Below are 21,582 nucleotides of genomic sequence, written 5' to 3'. Positions count from 1 at the left end.
AACAAATACAAAATTATGAGAAAAATATTCAATTTAACTTTGTTGATGTGTGCATTGGCAATGACTACAGCCATGGGTCAAATCAGGACTCCGGCTCCAAGTCCAAAGGCCACAGTAACTCAGGAATTTGGAATCGGTGAGATTAATCTTGAGTATTCAAGACCTAGCAAAAAGGGAAGGGACATATTTGGTACAAATGCTCTTGTTCCTTATGACAAGATTTGGAGAACTGGTGCGAATCAAGCCACCAAAATCAGTTTCTCTGATGATGTGATGGTTGAAGGAAAGAAGCTCGACGCCGGTTCTTACGCCATCTTAACCAAGCCGGGACAATCACAATGGGCTGTTCACTTCTACCCTTATGAAGGTGGAAACTGGGGTGCCTATGTGGACAAAGATCCTGCAGCTGCAGTAATGGTTAAGCCTGTCAAATTGCAAATGTCTTTTGAAACGTTTACCATTATGTTTGGAAACTTGACGAGTGATGGTGCAACAATGGGTATGATGTGGGATGATGTATATATCCCTGTGAAGATTAGCACTGATGTAGATGTAAAAGTCATGGCTGCAATCGATCGCGTTTTAGCTGGTCCTACACCAGCTGATTACTATGCTGCGGGAGTATATTATCTGAATGCAGGCAAAGATCTGGACAAAGCTCTTGAATATGTGCAAAAGCAAACCAAGGTTGGTGAGCCAAGATTTTGGCAATTGAGACAAGAATCTTTGATCCTGGCAGAATTAGGCAGGTATAATGAAGCCATTAAGGTTGCTGAGAAGTCACTAGCTCTTGCAAAAGAAGCTGGAAATGATGACTATGTCAAGATGAATAACGATTCCATAGCAATGTGGAAGAAAAAATAATGGCGTCAATTATATTTAGTTGACAAAATTATTTACGGATTACATGGGTTGAAGAACATTTCTTTGACCCATTTTTATTGATGAGATGCCCTTCAAGATACAAAATGTATCTGGGATTGTTTTTATGCAGTATTAACGCGAGTTAAGTCAAGGTAGGTAGGGTGGTTAGGTGGCTATTTAATGGTTCTATTCTCCACTCATCAAGCGATTTCTCACTTCAAGCGCCGAAAGTACATCATCGGTCATGATGGCATCTACCCCTTTACTAATAAAATACTCAAGCTCTTCTTCGACACTATTAAATCCGCTCACGCCTAATAATTTAAGGATATCATAATCGCTTTTGAACTGAAGATCTCGAAAGGTGTAAAGATGGAATCTTAGATTTTTTTGATGTGCCAGATCAATAAGAGGTACCTGCTTTTTTTCAAGTATGTACTTTGTAGGTACTTTCCATAGATGTATGAACTCTAGATTCCGGTCCACGACTTTGCGCTGTAGATATTTTTTAGCTTTTTTAGGTTTTCGGAAACTTCGGATTTCACTCAGATTGTCAAATGCTAATTGAGATTTAGCTATGTTTTTCAACTGTGGATTAGCAGCCAGGACGTCCATCATTTCAAAATCAAATGACTGAAGCCACACATTGGCATCATCCAACAGATTTCTTTCTTCTAAGGCTTTCGTAATCAAGAAAGATATTTGGTTTAGGCTCGTGGTATTCATATAACCCTTTTTCGTTTTGACTTCTATATAAATGACCAGGTCAGGTTTTTTCTTCCTTTCACGCAGGTCAATAAGCAGATCCAAAGCCTCCTCCAAACTTGGCATTCTATAGTCTTCTGTCAGAGATACATAATCGTACCTATCTTTGCCTGGGGCCGGGTAAGTTACTTTTAGTTGCTTCAATTCATCTTGAGTAAATTCAGTGACATAATGTCTGTTATCCAACGGAAAGACTGCTTCGAGTTGATCTATACCAACGAGTCTTGTCAGGTCAAAATCGTGGCCAACGATTAGCTTTCCATCCTTAGTGGGTATGACATCTAATTCAAATCCATCTGCACCCAACTCGACAGCTTTTTGGAAACCCCAAAGCGTATTCTCTCCACCATAGCCAGGTGCACCGCGATGTCCAATAACTTTACATTGGTTTACCATGCTATGGATTGATTGACCTGAAAGGCAACTCAAAGCAAGTAGAAAGATAAAAATGGTTCTCATGTTCCATGATTAAAATTGAGCTGAAATCACAATTTAAGATTTTTGTGCCAATGGTAATATTATATTTGCTCCATGGAGGAAAATAGATATCAGACTCTGCTGAGGGCCATCGAAGCAGAGCGAGAAGCTGAAGAGAGATATTACGAAAAGTTGAGAGCGAACGACTCCAGGCAAGACAAGATCAAATCAGGGATATTGTTATATCCTTTAAGTCTTGAAAGAGCCAGTTACAGTATTGGTGAAAGGGTTGAGTTGGTTTTATTCAGAACTAAGAATTTAGATCAAAATCATAAATTTAAGGTAGGTGCTGCGTGCACATTAAGTAGAGAAGGTGGCGAAGATGAAGTATACAAGGCAAGTGTTGCCTTTGCAAAGAAAAACGAGTTTCGCATTATTTTATCTAACACCAATTTAACCGTTGACGAGTTCAAGAGTGGAGGATGGTATATGATGGAGTTAAGCTACGATGAAAAGCCTTATAGGGTGATGCGAGAGGCTATTTTTTCGTTGATTAAAACAAAGTCAGTCCCTCACCAGGAATTGCGAGAAGGCGTTCAAAACTTAGATGATTTCTCCTATTCCCAAAATATTCAAAGTGCATTTTCTTCTGACAAATTAAACGATTCGCAGAATGAAGCTATTCGTGGGATGCTTCAGGTAGATAGGATGGGTATCATTCATGGCCCGCCGGGGACAGGAAAGACAACGACCATCATTGAATTGGTAAAGGTGTTGCTGAAGTCCGAAAAAAGAATCCTGGTATGTGCACCGTCTAATAATGCTGTGGATCTTTTGGCATATAAGCTGGATAAAGCGCTGGTCAATGTTTTAAGGATAGGCAATGTGACCAGAATCGATGACGACATTTCTCATTTGACCCTTGATGAAAAAACTAGAAATCACTCAGATTGGAACCATATTAAAAAGGTCAAAATTGAGGCGGAAGAAGCCCGAAGAATGGCTGGTACCTATAAACGTAAATTCGGTTCAGACGAGCGAGCGAATCGTCACCTGATGTATCAGGAGGCTAAAGAACTAAAAAAATGGGCAAGAGATCTGGAAGATCGGTTAGTGGCGAATTTAGTATCTGGAGCGCAAGTCATTGCAGGAACTTTAATCGGCATCGAAAGTCAACATCTAAGGGACCTGGAGTTTGAGACCGTTATTATCGATGAGGCTTCACAAGCCTTGGAACCGGAATGTTGGAACGCCATTTTGAAAGCCAGGAGAGTAATTTTAGTTGGCGACCACCTTCAATTGGCTCCAACGGTGAAAAGCTCGAAGGCACTCCAATTCGGGTTAGGAGAAACGTTGTTACACCGTATGGCAGACCATATTAAGCATAGCTATCTTTTGGATGTGCAATATCGGATGAATGCTACCATCTTAAAATTTCCTAATCAAAAGTTTTATGAAGGAAAATTAATCGCTGCGGACAAAGTGGTGGACTGGACTTTGCCAAATGATCAAGAGCCTCTGGTTTTGATCGATACCAGTGGTTGTGGTTTTGATGAGGACTACAATTATAAAACGAGAAGTATATCTAATGAAGGAGAATACTTCATTTTAAGAGAATATTTACTAAGCCAGGCAGAGAAATTGGCTGGTGCCTCCATTGGAATCATCAGTCCTTATGCAGAGCAAGTGAGGTTGATCAGACGATTGATTTCTGATGATGAAACATTGAAGGTCTTTGACATCCAAGTTGATTCTATAGATGGATTTCAGGGACAAGAACGGGAGGCCATTTTTATTTCTTTGGTAAGATCTAATACGACCAATGAAATTGGATTTCTAAAAGATGAGCGCAGATTAAATGTAGCCATGACTCGAGCTATGAAAAAGCTGGTTCTCATTGGAGATTTTGCTACTTTGGCTACCTATGAACTTTTTGCAGATTTAGCGGATCACGTTGATCAAAACGGCAACTATAGATCGGCCTGGGAATTCATGGGATAATTAGGATATAAATTATTTTGTTTAGATTAGAGATTCAAGTTATCAGTATGAAGAAAAAACTCAAAATAGCAGGTTTGGTTGCTCTTGCAGCCCTTATTATCATTCAATTCTTTCCAATCGACACGACCAATCCGGTTTCCGATCCTTCGCAGGACATATTTGCCAACTATGAGGCAGAAGATGCACTGGTGATCAAGGTAAAAGAAGCATGTTATGATTGTCATTCCAATAATACAGAATATCCTTGGTATACACGCCTACAACCGGTTGGGTGGTGGTTAAAGGGCCATGTCAATGAAGGTAGAAAGCATTTAAATTTTTCGGAATTTGCCAATTATTCTGAAAAGAAAGCGAAACACAAATTTGAAGAAGCGGTGGAATATACGGAAAAGGGTTGGATGCCTATATCTTCCTTTAAAGTTACACATCCGGAAGCTCGTTTGACGGACCTGGAGCGTTCTGCCATGGTGGATTGGTTTAAGGAGCAGTATGAAAAAATATAAAAAAAAGCTTCCTCTCATTGAAAGGAAGCCTTTTTTGATGAGGTAATTTGGTTTATTTTTGAATTACTGTACCACAAACTTTATTGTTTTAGTACCAATGTCAGTCGCAACTCTTGCCAAATACGTTCCGGAAACATAGTTGCTGACATTAATTGATAATGTTTCACTCTGAACCTTTGATAAGTTTTGATAACTAATCACTCTACCAGTGACATCTGCAATCGTAATAGTTGCATCAGAATTGGTTTCTAAATTTAATTCTAAATTGATTAAGTCACTAGTGGGGTTTGGATATACTTTAAAGGCCTCAGCAGATAAAGGTATATCATCAACTGATGACTCTAATTCTAATTGTAATCTTAAAATCGGCGCAGATTTAGTATCAGAAAATCCACCAAACCATCCACCTGAGTAGAAAAGATCTGTGGTGGTATTGACATCTGATACAAATAAATGTAAAGGCGAAGTGGATCCATCAGTACCCCAATGAGCAAAGATACCATAGGTTTCTCCTGGCTCTAATTGTGGATTGATGATATCTCCATCGATACTTAGGAAAGGTTCATCAGATACAATTATGTTTGCTGCTGCATCTTCTTCATCAATTTCATCTAGAGAAAAAGCTACAAATTCCATTGAAGGGTGAGAAATATTGATGATATCTTCTTCATAATTTGTTGAAGTATCAAAACTATCCAGTGGAACTGTTAATTTCCATAACCAGAATTGAACTGGTCTTCCAACTAATGGAGACAGAGTATCCGCACCTACTTGTCCCACAGCATAGTCTACAGAGGATATCGTGTAATTTTCAGCACAATCTGGACCTAATTGATAAAATGCTCCAACGGCATAAAATTCTCCATCATTCCAGGTTCCAAATCTGCCATTTCCTGAAAATTCTTTTGCAAACGTTGTAGATGAAACTTCAAAAAATTGGATCGCAACGTTATCAGCAGGATTGAAGTCAGCAGAATTGTTTGGATTTATGAGTTCGTGCTCGATTCTGTAAATTCCGGGTACAAGTCCTTCAGGTGTCCAATTATCTTCTATGAAAATGGTGCTATCTGAAATAGTGGGAGCCCACACATCATATACTACGCTATCACTGAATATGAAATCTTCCGTATCATTATTATAGATAGATACTTTATAAGTCATATTAAAAATAGTATCGGCACCTGAATTGGATGCAGAAGTACTGAAGAAGAAAGGATCATTTTCTATGGCGCAAACTGGTTGTACAGCAGAATGAGGTGTATAAAATGGACTTGTTTCATCATCGATGATGGTTAAATCGTTATTAGGTAGCCTCGTAATTGCTACATCATCAACAATCCAATAATAGTAATCACCCGACCAGGTAAACTTTATCACAACCTCAGATTGACCTCCAGCAACTTCTGAAATATTAATTGCCTGAAATGTGCCCGTACTTGTAGCATTAAGTGCAACATCAGAATTTATAGGAAAAGGTGTAAAAGTTGCTCCTCCGTCTCCAGAAACATTGATCACAGTTTCGGCAGAAAAATTTCTGAATTTTTGATAAAATGTTAAAACTACATCTTGTTCTCCGCTCAAATCAATTAAAGGAGAAATAAGTTCACTAGTTTGTGGTGAAGGTGCAGGTCCCTCGCCAAAAGCACCCTGAGTACCTCCATTATCGTAAAAATCGGAATCAAAGTATGCAGCTCCGTTTGCCGCAGATGGCGATTCTAAAATGGTGGCATTTACACCATATGCACCTCTATTGGGTATGGCATCTTCATCCCAAATCCACACAGCGTTTTCAACTGAGTCTGGGTTTAATGAAGCAATTGCTACCGTGGTCCAGTCATTTAGACCGCCGGCAAACTCACCGTTTGGATCACCAGGGCCACCCCAGATCACCTGCGATTGAAGGCTTAAAACCGCACATAACGCCGTTAATAAAGAAAGTGTAATTCTTAATTTCATATTCAAGTTTATTTAATAATTAAAGCATTTTTCCCGGCGCCTAAGAAACGCCTTCATTTAAAATCGTCAAATATATACAATTATATTATTCAAATACTATCGGTTACAAAACACTTTGTACTCTATTTGACTTTTTCTATAACGTTCATTATCATCTCTTTGTCTACTACTGCCACTCCGGGAATTCGGCAAACCGCTGCTCCACCAAAATTAGCCAGTTGGGCGATTTCCTCTATGGAAGCCTCCTCATTACAGTACAAAAGCGCTACCAGGCTCATCACAGTATCTCCCGCTCCACTGACATCTACAATAGACTGAACACTCGTGGACTCCCAATGCGCACCCTCCTGATTCGCCACATAAATTCCCTCTGCACTTAACGTTAAAATCAGCATGTCAATACTTAATCTCTCTTGTATGGCTTCATTTACCTTTGCCAATCCTTCCAGGTTGACAGAAACTTCACTCCCCAAGTAAGTTTTCACTTCTTTCAAATTAGGCTTAAATATATCGACCCCTTTGTACACATCAATGTGATTAACCTTAGGATCCAATGCTGATTTGACGCCATTCTCTTTTGACCAATTGATTACAGCCCGAATCATCGCCGGACTGAAGAAACCTTTGTTGTAGTCTTGCATCACTATGATATCTATCCTGGTATTGTGGTGGATATACTTAAGCATACTTTCCACTTTCCCTACGATTTCATCATCTACCTCGTATTCATCTTCATTATCAACCCTGAGCAAATGTTGGTTTGCCGCAAGAATTCTGGTTTTGCAAGTAGTTTTCCGACCCACATCCTTGATCAGAAAAGTATTCATTTCTTTATTTTCATCCGTGAGAGATGTCAACAATCTTCCGTTAAAATCATCTCCAATCAGACCTATAATAGAAGTTTTAGCTCCTAACGCGAACGTATTCATTGCTACATTGGCAGCACCCCCCAGCCTGTAATGCCTCTTTTCTAAATTGACAACCGGAACAGGAGCTTCCGGGGATATTCGTTTTGTATTACCAAAGATATACTCATCCAGCATAATGTCTCCCAAGACCAAAACATGGACATCTGAAAACTGCAATAATTGTTCTATTCTTTCCCTTTTCATATAGCGTTGTTGACAGCTGTTACGATTTCATCGGAAATATGATCCACTCCATCAAACAGGTCATGATAAAATTTGTCGATCTGTTTTTGTTCCTTCCCTGAGGCTAAATCCAACATAGCAGGACCAATTTCTTCGACGGTGTTGACAACTCTGACAAATGGTTGAGTCGCCAACATTCTTGCCTCTGGAAATTTCTGATATTTAGGTCCAAAAATTAAAGGCCTTTTATAAACCAAAGGTTCAAGCGTATTGTGTATTCCTTTATTGAATCCTCCACCGATGTAGACAACATTTGCGAAGCGATAGGCATCTTTAAGTAATCCGATGCGATCAACAATCATCACATGTAGGTCTTTCGGGTTCAAAGCCTCAGGTGATTTAGAATACAGCACACCTTTTTTTCCCAGTTCGTCACTAAGCTTATATACAGCTGACAGATCAATCTCGTGAGGAAAAATTAAAATTTTAAAGTCTTTGAGTACTGTGCTTGTCATTTGTGCCAATTCACCATGTTCTTCCGGATAAGTGCTGCCAAATATGACCACTTTTTCTTGGCCCACGAAATCTTCAATGACTCGATCCCTTATATTTTGGCGTTTACGATTCAATACACTTTCCAATCTGGTATCAGCTGAATGTCGAATGTTGGAGAACCCATGGTGATCTAAAAGTTGAAAAGAAAGGTCGTCAGCAACAAAAATTGCATCGACACTTTTCAGAAGTCGTAGAAACGGCTTCGCCCACCAACGAAATAGATAATGATTTTTACTCAGAACAACCGATATGAAGAAAGTCGGCACGTATTGTTGAATCAATTCATTGACATAATTCCACCAAAACTCATATTTGACGAATATCGCTGCATCCGGAGATATTTCTTCAATGAATAGCTTTGTATTTGGTTTGGTATCAAAAGGAAGGTAACCGATCCATACTGCTTTATCGTAGTGCTTCTTACTTTCATAACCAGATGGAGAAAAAAAGGTTAAAACTACTTCAAATCCTTGTTCAACTAATTTTTCTAAAACAGGCTTGCCTTGCTCGAACTCTCCCAGTGATGCACAATGCATCCATACTCTCTGATGCTGTTTTTTAGGAACACTCACTTTTACCGCGCGTCCTTCAATACCTTTTCGGGATTTATTTGAGATCCATGCATGAAAACGCATAAACCGTTGTAATGCAAAAACAAAAAGTTGATATAATCTCCACGTCATAGGCATTGGATTACACCATGATTGGACTTTCATCAGTCAAATGACCACCTACTTTGCATTCATATATCATTTCGCGCTATAATTCTCTGTAGACGGGATATCTTCTGTAAGTTTTTTCATAGTAGGGAGAATTCATGTATATGAAATTAAGTTGTTCGCTGGCATTTTCTTTGAATTTACGGTCGTCCCTTCTCTTTTGCTCAAAGCGATTTCTTAAATCCCGATCATCTTCTAGTAGTTCCTCTGCTATTTCCTCAAACACATAAGGTGAAAAATATTCCTTCTGCATCAAAATGCCGTCGAAAAAATTCCATGAAAAATAAGAATCTGCAGCTTGAGGTTCCAAAGTATGTACAATTAATCTGTTTTGTGCCTGATCCGTCTTAACCCTATAATCACCCTGATAGATCTTTACTTTTTCTATGTTTTTCACCACTTGAACCTGCGAATGGGGGTAATGTCCCTCGTAAGCATTGTCACGTGTAACGTAATCTTCAATTCTGTAAACCTCTAACTCTATTTCCTGGTCTTCCTGAATCCTTTCCATACTTACACCATTAGCTTTGAGCCTATCGATCACTTCTTGATAGGCCTGCGGTATGATGTAAGCCCTTGGTTTTTCTACGGATAGTGTTGCTTGATAAGTATTGTAAAAAGGCACCTCTTTTTCAAAAGGTCGGCTTCTATCATAATAATTTCTGTCTAATCCTGTGACCTTGCTTTTCTTTTGACGATACTCGTAACCTTTAAAGATCAGTTTATCTTCCTTGTCAAAATCCAGGGTCCAATTCAAGTCAAATTTTTCCTGAATTTTCGTGTTTTCAATGGCCCTTTCTCTTACATCTATCAGTTCTTGCTTGTGATTTTGAATAAACTCCAGCATACTTTCCATCAAAAAGTAGGTGGATTTCACTCGATCCTTATACTCTTTGAACATGTGGGTTTCAGGCATGAAGGAAATAGTGTTGTGTAAGGCAGCGTAACCGGACGAGTATCTCGGCAGATCCAAAAAACCTGCAATTCCTTGATCAGGACTGGACCTGCTGAACACATAGGGTGTCATTTCATAGCCTTTGGACTCCATTTTAGGATAGATTTCTGTTAGCAGCTCGTTGGTCATGAACCTGGAAAGGTTCGCTTCCAATTTATCTTTCTGAGTAGCGATTAACGTAATGACATATTGGTAATCTGCACCATTCGAGGTGTGATTGTCCATAAAAATATCGGGATTCCATTTTGTGAAAAGTTGATTAAAGGATTTGGCATTATCAGAATCCTGCTTGATAAAGTCACGATTCAAATCAAGGTTTTTGGCATTGCCCCTAAATCCATACGCAGAGGGACCATTTTGATTTGCCCTACTATAACCTCCTCTGTTCAGCACACCGCCGATGTTGTAAACAGGAACAATAACCACGATGGTTGAATCCAGTAACGATGCTTTATCCTCCAACAGATCTCTGGCCAACATCATAGAGGCATCGATTCCACAGGGTTCGCCGGCATGGATGCCGTTATTGATCATTAGTACCGCTTTACCAGCCTTTCTGGCCTCTTCAGGGGTGAAAGATCTAGACTTGTCCAGGATCACTTCATGTAAGGGTTTTCCGCTATCGGTCATGCCATATTCATTGACCTGAATGTTTAAAGAAGTCCGATCCAATAGTTGATAATAGTCGATCACTTCATGATAGGAGGCTGAGTAGTTGTCATTTTTTTCAAATGGTGTTTGCAGTGGTGACATAGAATCCACCAGACCTTTGGTGACGTTACAAGATGTTATTAAGCCCAGGCTCAATAATAGTAAGAGTTTTTTCATTTGATATTCTTATGCCGGTAAAGGTAAAATCTTATTTTAATAATGCTTGAATCTTGCCCATATCAAATCTATCGAAGGTAAAGTCCAATGGTTTTTTTCCTGCTCATCGAGTAATACTATGCCTCGGGACTTTTAATTCCCTTTTCAAGCTGACAATGAGGCTTTAAACTTATTGACCCTTGAAGCTATCAGATAGCAGTTGTAGTTTAGTTTCAGCATTTCTTTGGATTTGTTGGTGAATTATGAGGTTTATTGTACATCCCATCTACAAGCTATCAGATAGCAGATTCACTCTTGCCTTGGAACTCGTAATTCCATTTGCAAGCTGCCAGATGAGGCCCCAAACTTCTTGAACATTGAAGCTATCAGATAGCAGTTGTCATTTAGTTTCAGCATTTCTTTGGATTTGTTGGTGAATTATGAGGTTTATTGTACATCCCATCTACAAGCTATCAGATAGCAGATTCACTCTTGCCTCGGGACTTTTAATTCCCTTTTCAAGCTGACAATGAGGCTTTAAACTTCTTGACCTTTGAAGCTATCAGATAGCACTTGTAGGTTAGTTTCAGCATTTCTTTGGATTTTCTGGCGAACTATAACGTGACTTGTAAAAGCCATCTACAAGCTATCAGATAGCAGATTTTTTCAAATCTGAAAATGAATATGATCATCATGACGCACCGCCCAACAGCCTGTGCTTCTCACCTTTTCACTAACAATACCCATCCTTTGCTTCAAATGTTCTTCAATGTAAATTCGATTGGTCTCTTTATTTTCAAGCAGCTTTTCAATGATCAATCTGGTATGATACGGATCAAACTCATAATCCCTTCTTTTGCCAAAACCAGCATATTTACTGGCATCGTACAAGGTGTGTCCATTTGCTAAACATTGCTCTACCTGATTGTATTCTCCATCTTTCGGCTCTACGAAATGCCCATAACCCAAAATTGAGGATCCTTTGTTGGTCAACTTTCCATTCTTTTTGTATGCAAAACACAAATCCACCTTCCTCCCATTGCTATGACTGATATGCGGGGGCAGAGGCATTTCTTTTGAAAAGGGAAAGGAAGCATCTAAATAAACCATTTTCAATTCCGGATTAGCGATCGCGACTTCATCGGCTGTCTTCAATAAAATTTTCAGTGTTTGTGGAGTGACATAATTTCTATTCAATATCGGATAAAGTGCATTGTGCGGCACAAGGTTGCCACTCATAGAGCTCGGCATAGGAACCTTGCCAAATTTCCTGGCCAAAGAAGGAACGATCGTCATCACAGCAAGTAAATAGATGCCCAGAAAACTCACTAATTTGAGAACAAACGGCGTCTTATAACGCACTACCAACCAGGTAAAGAACACCACGAACCAAATGATACCGCCAACCTGTGAGGTCAACGACAGCAAGATGATCATGAATCCATGAAAGATCAGAATAAATAAAACCTTGAGAAATTTAAGCATGTAGTTCTCTATAAAAACGCAATACTGAATTCATTATTGCTGTAGTAATTCATAGACCACCTCGCTGGTTATAGCGTCAATACTTTGATCTATATCCACTGTGATGGCATTGACAGGTTCCTCTAAATCCGCAAACTGAGAATCCAATAATTCTGGAGGCATAAAATGACCTTCGCGATCATTCATTCGGTCTAAAATCAACTCCGCACTTCCTTTCAAATAAACTATCTGAAGGTCTATATTCCTGGCAAGAATGCTGCGATATTTTTCCTTTAAAGCCGAACAAGCCACAATTAATGATGTCTCTTTCACCTTTTCTCTGGCAAACTCATTGATGGCCTCCAGCCAGGGACGTCGGTCAGTATCGTTCAAAGGGTCGCCGGACTTCATTTTTTCGATGTTTTCTTCAGGATGGAAGTCATCTCCGTCATAAAAAGGAATGTTGAGCCGCTTACTCATCTCTTTACCAATGGTCGTTTTACCGCAGCCTGATACGCCCATTACCACAATTAGTTTTTTTTTATCCATAGTCATTCAGTTCATCCAGCAGGATACCTTTACTCTTTAAAAGAGATAAGTAGTCATTAATGTTTTCTTTTGCCGGAAGAAAAAGTGAGCCTTAGTTTTCTAAAATTGGAATCAACTTATAAATCGCTCCTGGTTCTTCCACACTAACGTAGATATATCCTTCCCGGTCCAATTTGACATTTCGCACCCTGCCTATGTTTTTCAACATAGAAACTTCACTCATATCTTCCGAAACTTTGGTGACATACTTAAAGCGTAATGAACCGATCAGTAAATCTCCCTTCCACTCAGGGTAAAGGTCTGAATAGACCAATGCCATTCCACAAGGAGCAATTGAGGGTACCCAGTATTTCTCAGGTTCCGTCATTCCTTCCATTTCAGTTTTATTGGTAAAGGTGGTTCCATTATAATTGATGCCGAATGAAACCACAGGCCATCCAAAGTTTTCCCCTTTCCTGACAATGTTTAATTCATCCCCACCTCTTGGTCCGTGTTCATGTTCCCACATGATTCCCCTGTCTGCATCATATATCAATCCCTGTGGATTTCGATGTCCATACGAGTAGATACTTTCCATAGCATTGGCTTGCCCAACAAAAGGATTGTCTTGTGGAATACTTCCATCTGAATTGATTCTATGCACTTTACCACAATGGTTTTCTAATGACTGTGGGTTATCATCTCTCCTTCCGCGATCACCGACAGTTATCATAAGGTATCCATCGGGATCAAACTCAAGCCTTCCTCCATAATGATGTCTGGTAGATAAGTAGGGCAGCGCCTCAAAAATTTCAGTCACATCTTCTAACTGTTTCTCTCCAAGCTTTGCTCTGATAACAGCAGTGGTTTGCTTGTCATCTTTTCCTTTAGAATAGGAAATATAGACCAGATTATTAGTCTCAAAATCAGGATCCAGCTCAACATCCATAAGTCCACCCTGACCGGCGTGAACGACTTCGGGTACGTTTCCAATCTCCTGGAGTTCACCTTCCACCGACCTGTGATAGAGTTCACCTGAAATATCCGTTATCAACATCGAGTTGTCCGGAAGAAAGGCATATCCCCATGGAACGTCCACTTCATCACTAATCAATTCCAACCTATATTTTAAGCCGTCAGTCTCAAAAATAGTATCGGGATTAAAGGGGTCGTCAAAAGAAAAACTTTCTCTGTTGTCAATACCATATGTGATGTATTTGACGAGTTCCTGTACTTGTTCTTCACTGAATAGGGCTTCAAATGCTGGCATGCCATCGTCAGGATATCCTTTTTTTATTGAGAGGGCCAACGAGTCTGGGTCACTTCCGTGTTTCCAGTTTCGATCAACGAACATCGCCATCTGCTGGCCGTGGCAAGATGCACAGTTAGAGGCATACAATGACTTGGCCTCTGCAAATTGGTCTTTTTCAATCTTGTTTAATTCTGAATTGGCCCCGCATGCATACAGTCCAATCAATATTAAGGTCACTAAATAGTACTTCATGATAACGAAGATAATTATTACACTTGAAACATTGACAAATAACGTGACCTGAACATATCCAGTATAAAATTTATTATACTTGCATATACAACTATTTGATTATGCCACTATATCATCGACTGGGAAAAATTCCTGCTAAAAGACACACACAGTTTAAGAAGCCAAACGGTGATTTCTACTACGAACAACTATTTGGTACCATAGGATTCGACGGTATGTCGTCATTGATGTACCATGAACACAGGCCTACTCAAGTAAAAGAAATTCGAGGTGCGAAAGATGTTGCACCCCAGGCGGTTTTGGAAAAAAATATGCGTTCTTTGAAATTAATCGGCTTCGACGTTGAGCCGGAAAGTGATTATCTGGACAGTAGGAAAACAGTTCTATTCAATAAGGACTGCCATATTTCTCTTGCTGCGCCAAAGTCTTCTTTCAATGATTATTTCTACAAAAATGTAGATGCAGATGAATTGCTTTTCATTCATAAAGGGAGTGGAACACTTAAAACCATGTTGGGAGAGATCCCATTTGAGTATGGTGATTATCTGGTCATTCCACGAGGTGTAATCTATCAGCTGGAGTTTGATTCAGAGGACAACCGACTTTTTATTGTGGAATCTTTTCACCCCATCTACACGCCTAAGCGATATAGGAATTGGTTTGGTCAACATCTTGAATCCAGTCCTTATTGCGAACGCGACTTTAAGCTACCTGGAAACCTTCAGACGCATGATGAAAAAGGTGAATTTTTGATGAAGATTAAGAAGCAGGGCGTATTGCACAGCCTCGTTTATGCCACGCATCCTTTTGATGTCGTCGGATGGGACGGTTATAATTTTCCTTATGGCTTTTCTATTCATAACTTTGAACCCATTACAGGTAGAGTTCATCAGCCACCTCCCGTACACCAGACATTTGAAACATCCGCGTTCGTTGTCTGTTCCTTTTGCCCAAGGCTTTATGACTATCACCCTTTGGCAGTTCCAGCGCCTTACAATCACTCAAACATTGATTCAGATGAAGTCCTTTACTACGTCGATGGTGATTTTATGAGTAGAAATGATATTGATCAAGGTTATATTACCCTTCATCCTGCGGGAATTCCACATGGACCTCATCCGGGTTCTATGGAAAGGAGCATTGGAAAGAAGAAAACAGAAGAACTGGCAGTGATGGTGGATACTTTTGCGCCATTAATGGTCACTCAGGCGGCCCTGGATATTGACGATGGGAAATACTATAAAAGTTGGTTGCCGCACGACTAGGTTTACGGAGTCTTTCGCATAGCAATCATTCTTTCCACATCATAAATATCTGTACCAGGCAGTATAAAATGTTATGTATATCCTTGGTTAAAAAGCGCTAAAAAATAATATCATTACACTAAATTGGATTTCACATCGAAAAATACAAATCAATATGTTGGAAGAATTACAATGGGAAACCGTCAAGGAGTACGAAGACATCACCTACAAAAAGCTTAATGGGGTAGCCAGAATTGCGTTTAACAGACCTGAGGTCAGAAATGCTTTCAGACCTACTACCGTATTCGAGTTGTTCGAAGCATTGTCGGATGCAAGAGAAGACCGATCTATTGGTGTTATCCTCATTTCGGGTGAAGGCCCTTCGCCAAAAGATGGCGTCTATGCATTTTGTTCTGGGGGTGATCAGAGGGTGCGTTCCAAGACAGGGTACAAGGGCAAGGACGGAATCAATCGCTTGAATATATTGGAAGTCCAAAGGCTAATCAGATTTATGAATAAGGTGGTCATCGCTGTAGTGCCGGGCTGGGCTGTAGGAGGAGGACACAGTTTACATGTAGTTTGTGACATGACACTTGCCAGTAAAGAACACGCCATCTTTAAGCAAACGGATGCCGATGTGGCAAGTTTTGATGGAGGTATGGGTTCGGCCTATTTAGCGAGACAGGTTGGGCAAAAGCGGGCGAGAGAAATATTCTTTTTAGGTCGCAATTATTCCGCTCAAGAGGCCTTCGAAATGGGAATGGTCAATGCAGTGGTAGCTCACGATGAATTAGAACACACAGCTTATCAGTGGGCTCAGGAAATTATGAAGAAGAGTCCTACAGCCATTAAAATGATCAAATATGCGTTTAATCTGATTGACGATGGGCTGATTGGTCAACAAATTTTCGCTGGTGAAGCCACGCGATTAGCATATATGACAGATGAAGCCGAGGAGGGACGCAACGCCTTTCTTGAAAAGCGTCCGCCTAATTTTGATCAATTTCCCAAATTTCCATAGAAATGTCAAAAATTTAAGTGTGCAAGGCTAGGATCATTGAGTTTAAAAAGGCAATTTATGATTTTATTCATTTGTTGCGATTGAATTCATTTGTTTGCTGAGCTCATAAAGCGCCACGGATAAAGCAGTACCTACATTTAGGGAGCCGGTTTTTCCGAACTGTTCAATATGCAATTCCGTATCAGCTAATTTTAGGCTAATGTCATTGATTCCGTGCCTTTCGGATCCCACTAGTATGGCTAATCTTGCTCCATTTTCTACTTGAAATTGAGCTATACTTGTACTCTCGTCCGTAATTTCAAGGGCTATGATTTTGAAGTGTTGACTGATTAATCCCTGAATCACAGAGACCGTATCTTCATCTTTGATGATTTCAATATACTTTTCTGCTGATCTGCTTGCCTTTTTAAATTTTGACGAAGGATTACTATATGGACCTGTAAAATAAAGGGTCTGAACTCCAAAGGCTTCACAGATTCTGATGATCATACCGACATTCGTTGGAGAATGAATGTTCTCTGCAATAACGACTATTGGAAATGTACGATTTTCCCAGTTAAGCTGCTGGGACGGGACTTGAAGCGCCATTAAGCTTTATAGAATTGATGACTTTACGAATAGTTTTCCTTCTGATTTCCCTTTCCATATTTCGATCATCACTCTTTTTCAATTCATATTGAAACCTGAAACTAATTTGATCTTTGTCGACTTCCATGACTTTCAGGTAGTAACTTTCAGGTACAATGTGCTCAGAAAAATCTTTAATCTCTTCTGTTAATTCATTTTCAAGGTCTTCAATGGCTTTAAATGAAGCTGAACTTAAATCGAAATTGATGTGAATTTTACGAATATTCCCTTTTGTATAATTGATGATATCAGAAAAATAAGCTTTTTCATTGGATATGGCGATGAGTTCATCTTCATCGGACAGGAGCTTCAACTTGGTCAACCTAATATCTACTACCTTTCCTTTAAGCTCACCGATCTTCACGTAGTCATTGATACTGATGGTGTTAGACAAAGCGATATGAAAACCGGCTATAATAGGCGAAATATATTCTTTAGATATGATAGCAATGGCAGCAGCAATAATGCTTAGTGAGGTAAACAAAGTACCAAATTCAACGCCAATCAAACTCAGGATCAAGCCAATCGTGCTCAGTGAAACAATGAGGTAATAGATATTCCGGATACCTAAAGTGACATTATTGTTGCCACGCCCCAGTAAACCCTTGCGCCGCTTGTAAACGTGCAGAAATATGGATAAGACTACGTTAAGTGCAAATATAAAGATGAGAAAGTCCAATATAGTCAGGATCCGCTCATATGGCAGTGTCGCCAAGGTTTCAAAATAGCGCATCGCTATCAGGCCAGTAAGAATTAAAATTTTTACAACGATGTTCAATCTAGACATGGTGCAAAGCTACGCTTTCTTCTTCTGAATAACTCCCCAAATCATAGAAATAATCAACAATATTCCACCCGTCGCTGCGGCGATAGCGACCGTATCCTGATAACTTGAAATGTCGTTTCGCTTGATAAATATGCCCAGAAATGCCCATACTAAAACCAATACATATGCAACGTCATGTCTTTCCGAAAAGACTCGCAATCCAACCAGTGTGGCAACAAAGATCATGATCATGGCCCAGACACTCTCGGGAAGTCCAAATCCATTCCAACCCCAGTCTACTAACAGTGTGGTCGCATTAGCAATCGTGGCCACAGTGATCCATCCGAGATAAATGCTAAACGGAATGTGAACGAACCATTTATTACTAAATCTAACTTTCCTTTGGCCTATTTCCAGCCTCTGATAGATCATAATCAAACTGCCCAATATAATCAACATGACCAGAAAGGATAAGAAAACCATTCGGTGATGCCACAACAAGATCCATCCCATATTCGCCAGACAATTGATAAAAAACAGAAAAGATATTCTGGACAGAAAATGATGAGGAGGCGTATTTTCAAAATCAGTTTTGACAAATTGATAAATCACGAAAGCAATAAGAAAAAGATAAATGAGACCCCAGATGGAAAAAGTCAAACCTGCGGGCACAAAAAGATTCGGGTACATATCAGATAACTCCCCGGTATCATAACCATTAATAGGAAGAGCGTTGGCCAAATAGTTGACGATTAAAACACCAATTAATCCGACCGCATTGAGAATGGCTAAGAGCTTGTAAATATTCATTTATTTGGTTTTATCACAGTTATCTTTTATCCTGGTATCCATCAGGTGTATGATTTTCCAATCTTCTTCTTTAATAAGTTGGAAGGCATCGATTCCGCAATGGCTGAAAGTTTCACCAATATAAAAAGCGTATTCCGTCCAAATCTGAGCTACTCCCATTTCTACATCCACCTTGGTGTTCCATATTCTTTCATCCCACATCTCTTCATGTGGGGAGCCTACCGCATTGAGAAATGCATTCAAATCACCTTGTTGAATCTGTATTTCTCCATTTTTATCTTTAAAGCAAGTGTACATCCTTACATCGTCAGAAAATACTTCGTGCACCATAGTGGAATCGCCAGCTCTCATGCCATCAAATAGTTTTACAATCACATTGTAAACTTCTTGTTCTTGGTCGCTCAATACTTGATTCTGCCCAAACAACCATTGACCCAACACCACAAAAAAAACCATCAGAAATGTTCTCATCTTTCTATTTTCTATAAATATAAGTATAGCCAAGCGAAATGGTATGATAATCAAAGTCATTTAGTCCCGTCTGTGTTCTGATCAGGATTCGATTATTATCATTTATTTTAAAGGAAAGGTCAACCCTTATCACACTTGGTTTGTCGCCAATGTCAAAATAACCTATATACCCGGCCCATTCTAATTGAATTTCGTATCTGTGTTTATTAAAATGAGTACCTATGCCGTATAAAAAGGCGTCATTCTGGTAATTCCGGGTACTAAAAGTTTGATATACGTATAATCCAGAGGCAATATACGGCCGGAAAGCGCCATATGTCTTGGCCGCCAGCAAGTCAAAATAGTAACCAGGGGTGTCGGTGTGCCTCCCGCCACCTAGATTATTACCTGAAGCTGTCTTGAGATTGGCACTGAGAAGAAGGGTAGGGCGATTTTGATTTTCCTGTAAAATGTTGAGGTAGGTGGATAGATAAACGTCACCGGATACAATGCCTTTGGGCTCAAATTCCCTTAATTTTCTTTGATTTCGCAAAGCAATACTGGTATTATAGTACTCAGCTGTGACCATCCAGGCTGCAATTCCTATTCTGTTGAACAATTGGTAATCAATCCTGATCTGATGATCAAAGGTTGGATCATCCGGATTGTGATGGTAACGCAACTGATTGTCAATGGAGTAGCCATCTTTAATTTCACGACTATTGAAAGTGGGAACGGGCAGAGCATTCGGACCTAATCCACTGGTAGAAAGTTGAATATATCTTCTCCAGGGGGTGACGCCGTTCCAATCATGCAAGTCATTCCACCATTGAAAGCCTTGCGCATTAACGGTGGTTAAAGAAAATAGACCAAGTAAAACGAAAACGGTATACTTCACTATTTTACGATAAATTTTATGGTCTTTGATTTTATATTTTGGTTGACTTTTAAATAATAGCTACCCGTTTCCAGATTGGCAGTATTGAAAAAATAATTTGAACTATTGATGCGATCGACTATCAATAATCGGCCGGATACATCATAGATAGCAAGCCGCTTTTGCGCATCAGATGGAAATTCAATGTGCATCATAGATCCCCGCTCAATTGGATTAGGCGACAGTCTAATAGCTAAATCACTTTCAAGGGCTACCGAACTCACAACCAGGCTAGCCAGTGCTTCATACGCATTGACCCTGCCATGTCCATGAAACTTGTCCCAACCTGCACTGTCCTCATTAGCTCTTCCCACCTGATCTTCGCTTGTATTGATTAAGGTTGCACGCACAGATTCGAGGTTGAGGGTTGGATCTAGCGCCAACATCAATGAAATGAGGCCAGCAACATGTGGCGTTGCCTGTGATGTCCCGGACCAATATGAATCAAAATTATTTTCATCATGGTACGAAAGTCCATAGATATAATTGCCAGGTGCAGTAAAGTCAATGTGTTGACCATAATTGCTTCCCTTCTGTTCGTTCCATGGAAACTGGTTGGAGCGGGTGTCATCGGCACTTGTTGCTCCTACAGCAATGGTATTGTCGTATCCTGCAGGATAGTAAGTTCTTTCATTGTTTTCGTTCATCATACAAGCGACAATGATCACCCCATTTCTATAAGCATAGTTTACTGCATCTTCGAGAGCAGACGAGTAGCTACTGCCACCAACAGACATGTTGATTACTTGCGCTCCATGATGAACCGCATAATAAATGGCTTCTACCCACCAGGAATAATAACCATAATTGTTTTCGTCCAGTATCTTGAGTGGCATGATTTGGGCTTGCCAATTCACACCTGCAAATCCCTTGGCGTTATCACCAGTTGCTGCCAAAATACTGGTCACATTGGTACCATGTCCCAGGTCATCGGACGCATCATTGTCGTTATTAGCGTAATCCTTTCCATTGTTAAACGCGCCATCCGACCAGATCCTGCCTTCGAATTCCGGATGATCAAGTTTTAAACCCGAATCTAGCACAGCAATGATGGTTTCACTACTGCCTGTTGTGATTTCCCAAGCCCTTTGCATGTCAATATCTGCTCCGGAAGTCGGACTGGGACCAAGCGGAAAACTGCCATCATTGTTTAGACTCCACTGCCTAGCATACCGAAAGTCATCAGGTACAAGTCCGCCACCTCCCTCGCCCTGAAAATCATGTTCTACGTATTGGAATTGTCTCGTCTCTGAGTATTCCAGAATGATTTTTTCTAACTCTGATTTTCCACTGAATTCTAAAGCGAAGATATCGCTACCTGCATAAGGATTCATCGGTTTAATTTTCCGAAGACCATGCTTGGAAGACAACCGATCAAGATTATTGATATTGAACAACTGTTTATTGAGGTCAACTGTATTCAGGTCGGGAGGTGTGTTAAATTTTATTAATAGTCTGTTGGGGTGGTAATTCAAATTCATCTGAGCAAAGCAGAACTGACCAATCAATACCAGGATGGTGAGTTGCCAATATTTCATAAAATAAGGTTTAGTTTGCTCTTAAAAGTCTGGCTATAATGCCATTATAAATACTAATAT

General features: G+C 39.9%; 19 protein-coding genes. 5 read left to right on the top strand and 14 right to left on the bottom strand.

Going from position 1 to position 21,582, the window contains the following annotated elements; all coding sequences use genetic code 11:
• Positions 1 to 15 precede the first annotated feature (15 nt).
• Entirely contained in the window at positions 16 to 864 is an 849-nt protein-coding gene (locus L2567_RS02475) for a DUF2911 domain-containing protein (protein WP_235296107.1), read from the top strand.
• 186 nt (positions 865 to 1,050) lie between these two features.
• Here L2567_RS02475 and L2567_RS02470 read toward each other — a convergent pair whose 3' ends face one another.
• Entirely contained in the window at positions 1,051 to 2,088 is a 1,038-nt protein-coding gene (locus L2567_RS02470) for a glycerophosphodiester phosphodiesterase (RefSeq protein WP_235296106.1), read from the bottom strand.
• A 72-nt stretch (positions 2,089 to 2,160) separates the two neighbouring features.
• Between L2567_RS02470 and L2567_RS02465 the strand changes: the two genes are divergently transcribed.
• Positions 2,161 to 4,047 carry an AAA domain-containing protein gene (locus tag L2567_RS02465; RefSeq protein WP_235296105.1) on the top strand — a complete coding sequence of 629 codons (1,887 nt, stop codon included), beginning with the start codon at positions 2,161 to 2,163 and terminating at the stop codon, positions 4,045 to 4,047.
• Between the two features lie 47 nt (positions 4,048 to 4,094).
• Positions 4,095 to 4,550, top strand: coding sequence for a heme-binding domain-containing protein (locus tag L2567_RS02460; RefSeq protein WP_235296104.1), 456 nt, complete (start codon positions 4,095 to 4,097; stop codon positions 4,548 to 4,550).
• Positions 4,551 to 4,613: 63 nt separating this feature from the next.
• On the opposite strand, the gene L2567_RS02455 is transcribed toward L2567_RS02460, so the two are convergent.
• The 7 genes from L2567_RS02455 to L2567_RS02425 form a co-directional block, all read right to left on the bottom strand.
• On the bottom strand, positions 4,614 to 6,506 hold the full coding sequence (locus tag L2567_RS02455; RefSeq protein ID WP_235296103.1) for a T9SS type A sorting domain-containing protein: 1,893 nt from the start codon (positions 6,504 to 6,506) through the stop codon (positions 4,614 to 4,616).
• A 122-nt stretch (positions 6,507 to 6,628) separates the two neighbouring features.
• Positions 6,629 to 7,618: a bifunctional heptose 7-phosphate kinase/heptose 1-phosphate adenyltransferase gene (locus L2567_RS02450; protein WP_235296102.1), complete on the bottom strand. Its 990-nt coding sequence runs from the start codon at positions 7,616 to 7,618 to the stop codon at positions 6,629 to 6,631.
• Entirely contained in the window at positions 7,615 to 8,835 is a 1,221-nt protein-coding gene (locus L2567_RS02445; RefSeq protein WP_235296101.1) for a 3-deoxy-D-manno-octulosonic acid transferase, read from the bottom strand. Before L2567_RS02445 ends, L2567_RS02450 begins: the two co-directional genes overlap by 4 nt.
• A gap of 76 nt (positions 8,836 to 8,911) precedes the next feature.
• The gene (locus L2567_RS02440; protein WP_235296100.1) at positions 8,912 to 10,654 is read right to left on the bottom strand and encodes a M14 family zinc carboxypeptidase; all 1,743 of its coding nucleotides are present in this window, start codon (positions 10,652 to 10,654) and stop codon (positions 8,912 to 8,914) included.
• 645 nt (positions 10,655 to 11,299) lie between these two features.
• Positions 11,300 to 12,118 (bottom strand): hypothetical protein, encoded by an 819-nt coding sequence (locus tag L2567_RS02435; RefSeq protein WP_235296099.1) that lies wholly within the window; start codon positions 12,116 to 12,118, stop codon positions 11,300 to 11,302.
• A gap of 33 nt (positions 12,119 to 12,151) precedes the next feature.
• Entirely contained in the window at positions 12,152 to 12,646 is a 495-nt protein-coding gene (locus L2567_RS02430; RefSeq protein WP_235296098.1) for a gluconokinase, read from the bottom strand.
• Positions 12,647 to 12,737: 91 nt separating this feature from the next.
• Positions 12,738 to 14,129 carry a PQQ-dependent sugar dehydrogenase gene (locus L2567_RS02425; RefSeq protein WP_235296097.1) on the bottom strand — a complete coding sequence of 464 codons (1,392 nt, stop codon included), beginning with the start codon at positions 14,127 to 14,129 and terminating at the stop codon, positions 12,738 to 12,740.
• Positions 14,130 to 14,230: 101 nt separating this feature from the next.
• Between L2567_RS02425 and L2567_RS02420 the strand changes: the two genes are divergently transcribed.
• On the top strand, positions 14,231 to 15,394 hold the full coding sequence (locus L2567_RS02420; RefSeq protein WP_235296096.1) for a homogentisate 1,2-dioxygenase: 1,164 nt from the start codon (positions 14,231 to 14,233) through the stop codon (positions 15,392 to 15,394).
• A gap of 154 nt (positions 15,395 to 15,548) precedes the next feature.
• The gene (locus L2567_RS02415) at positions 15,549 to 16,394 is read left to right on the top strand and encodes a 1,4-dihydroxy-2-naphthoyl-CoA synthase (RefSeq protein ID WP_235296095.1); all 846 of its coding nucleotides are present in this window, start codon (positions 15,549 to 15,551) and stop codon (positions 16,392 to 16,394) included.
• 63 nt (positions 16,395 to 16,457) lie between these two features.
• Here the strand turns inward: L2567_RS02415 and L2567_RS02410 are convergent, their stop codons facing one another.
• The 6 genes from L2567_RS02410 to L2567_RS02385 are packed head-to-tail and all read right to left on the bottom strand — an operon-like array spanning position 16,458 to position 21,522.
• Positions 16,458 to 16,982 carry a TrmH family RNA methyltransferase gene (locus tag L2567_RS02410; protein ID WP_262913086.1) on the bottom strand — a complete coding sequence of 175 codons (525 nt, stop codon included), beginning with the start codon at positions 16,980 to 16,982 and terminating at the stop codon, positions 16,458 to 16,460.
• Complete coding sequence (locus L2567_RS02405; protein WP_235296093.1) at positions 16,951 to 17,808, bottom strand: mechanosensitive ion channel family protein; 858 nt, start codon at positions 17,806 to 17,808, stop codon at positions 16,951 to 16,953. Before L2567_RS02405 ends, L2567_RS02410 begins: the two co-directional genes overlap by 32 nt.
• 9 nt (positions 17,809 to 17,817) lie before the next feature.
• Positions 17,818 to 18,597: a hypothetical protein gene (locus tag L2567_RS02400; protein ID WP_235296092.1), complete on the bottom strand. Its 780-nt coding sequence runs from the start codon at positions 18,595 to 18,597 to the stop codon at positions 17,818 to 17,820.
• On the bottom strand, positions 18,598 to 19,068 hold the full coding sequence (locus tag L2567_RS02395; RefSeq protein WP_235296091.1) for a nuclear transport factor 2 family protein: 471 nt from the start codon (positions 19,066 to 19,068) through the stop codon (positions 18,598 to 18,600).
• 4 nt (positions 19,069 to 19,072) lie between these two features.
• Positions 19,073 to 19,945 (bottom strand): hypothetical protein, encoded by an 873-nt coding sequence (locus tag L2567_RS02390; protein WP_235296090.1) that lies wholly within the window; start codon positions 19,943 to 19,945, stop codon positions 19,073 to 19,075.
• Positions 19,945 to 21,522 (bottom strand): S8 family peptidase, encoded by a 1,578-nt coding sequence (locus tag L2567_RS02385; RefSeq protein ID WP_235296089.1) that lies wholly within the window; start codon positions 21,520 to 21,522, stop codon positions 19,945 to 19,947. The genes L2567_RS02390 and L2567_RS02385 overlap by 1 nt, the downstream gene beginning before the upstream one ends.
• Positions 21,523 to 21,582: the final 60 nt, after the last annotated feature.

Source organism: Portibacter marinus (assembly GCF_021533195.1).
GTDB classification, from domain to species: domain Bacteria; phylum Bacteroidota; class Bacteroidia; order Chitinophagales; family Saprospiraceae; genus Portibacter; species Portibacter marinus.
Note: the sequence above shows the minus strand (reverse complement) of the source record. Positions and strands in the feature narration are given on the sequence as shown.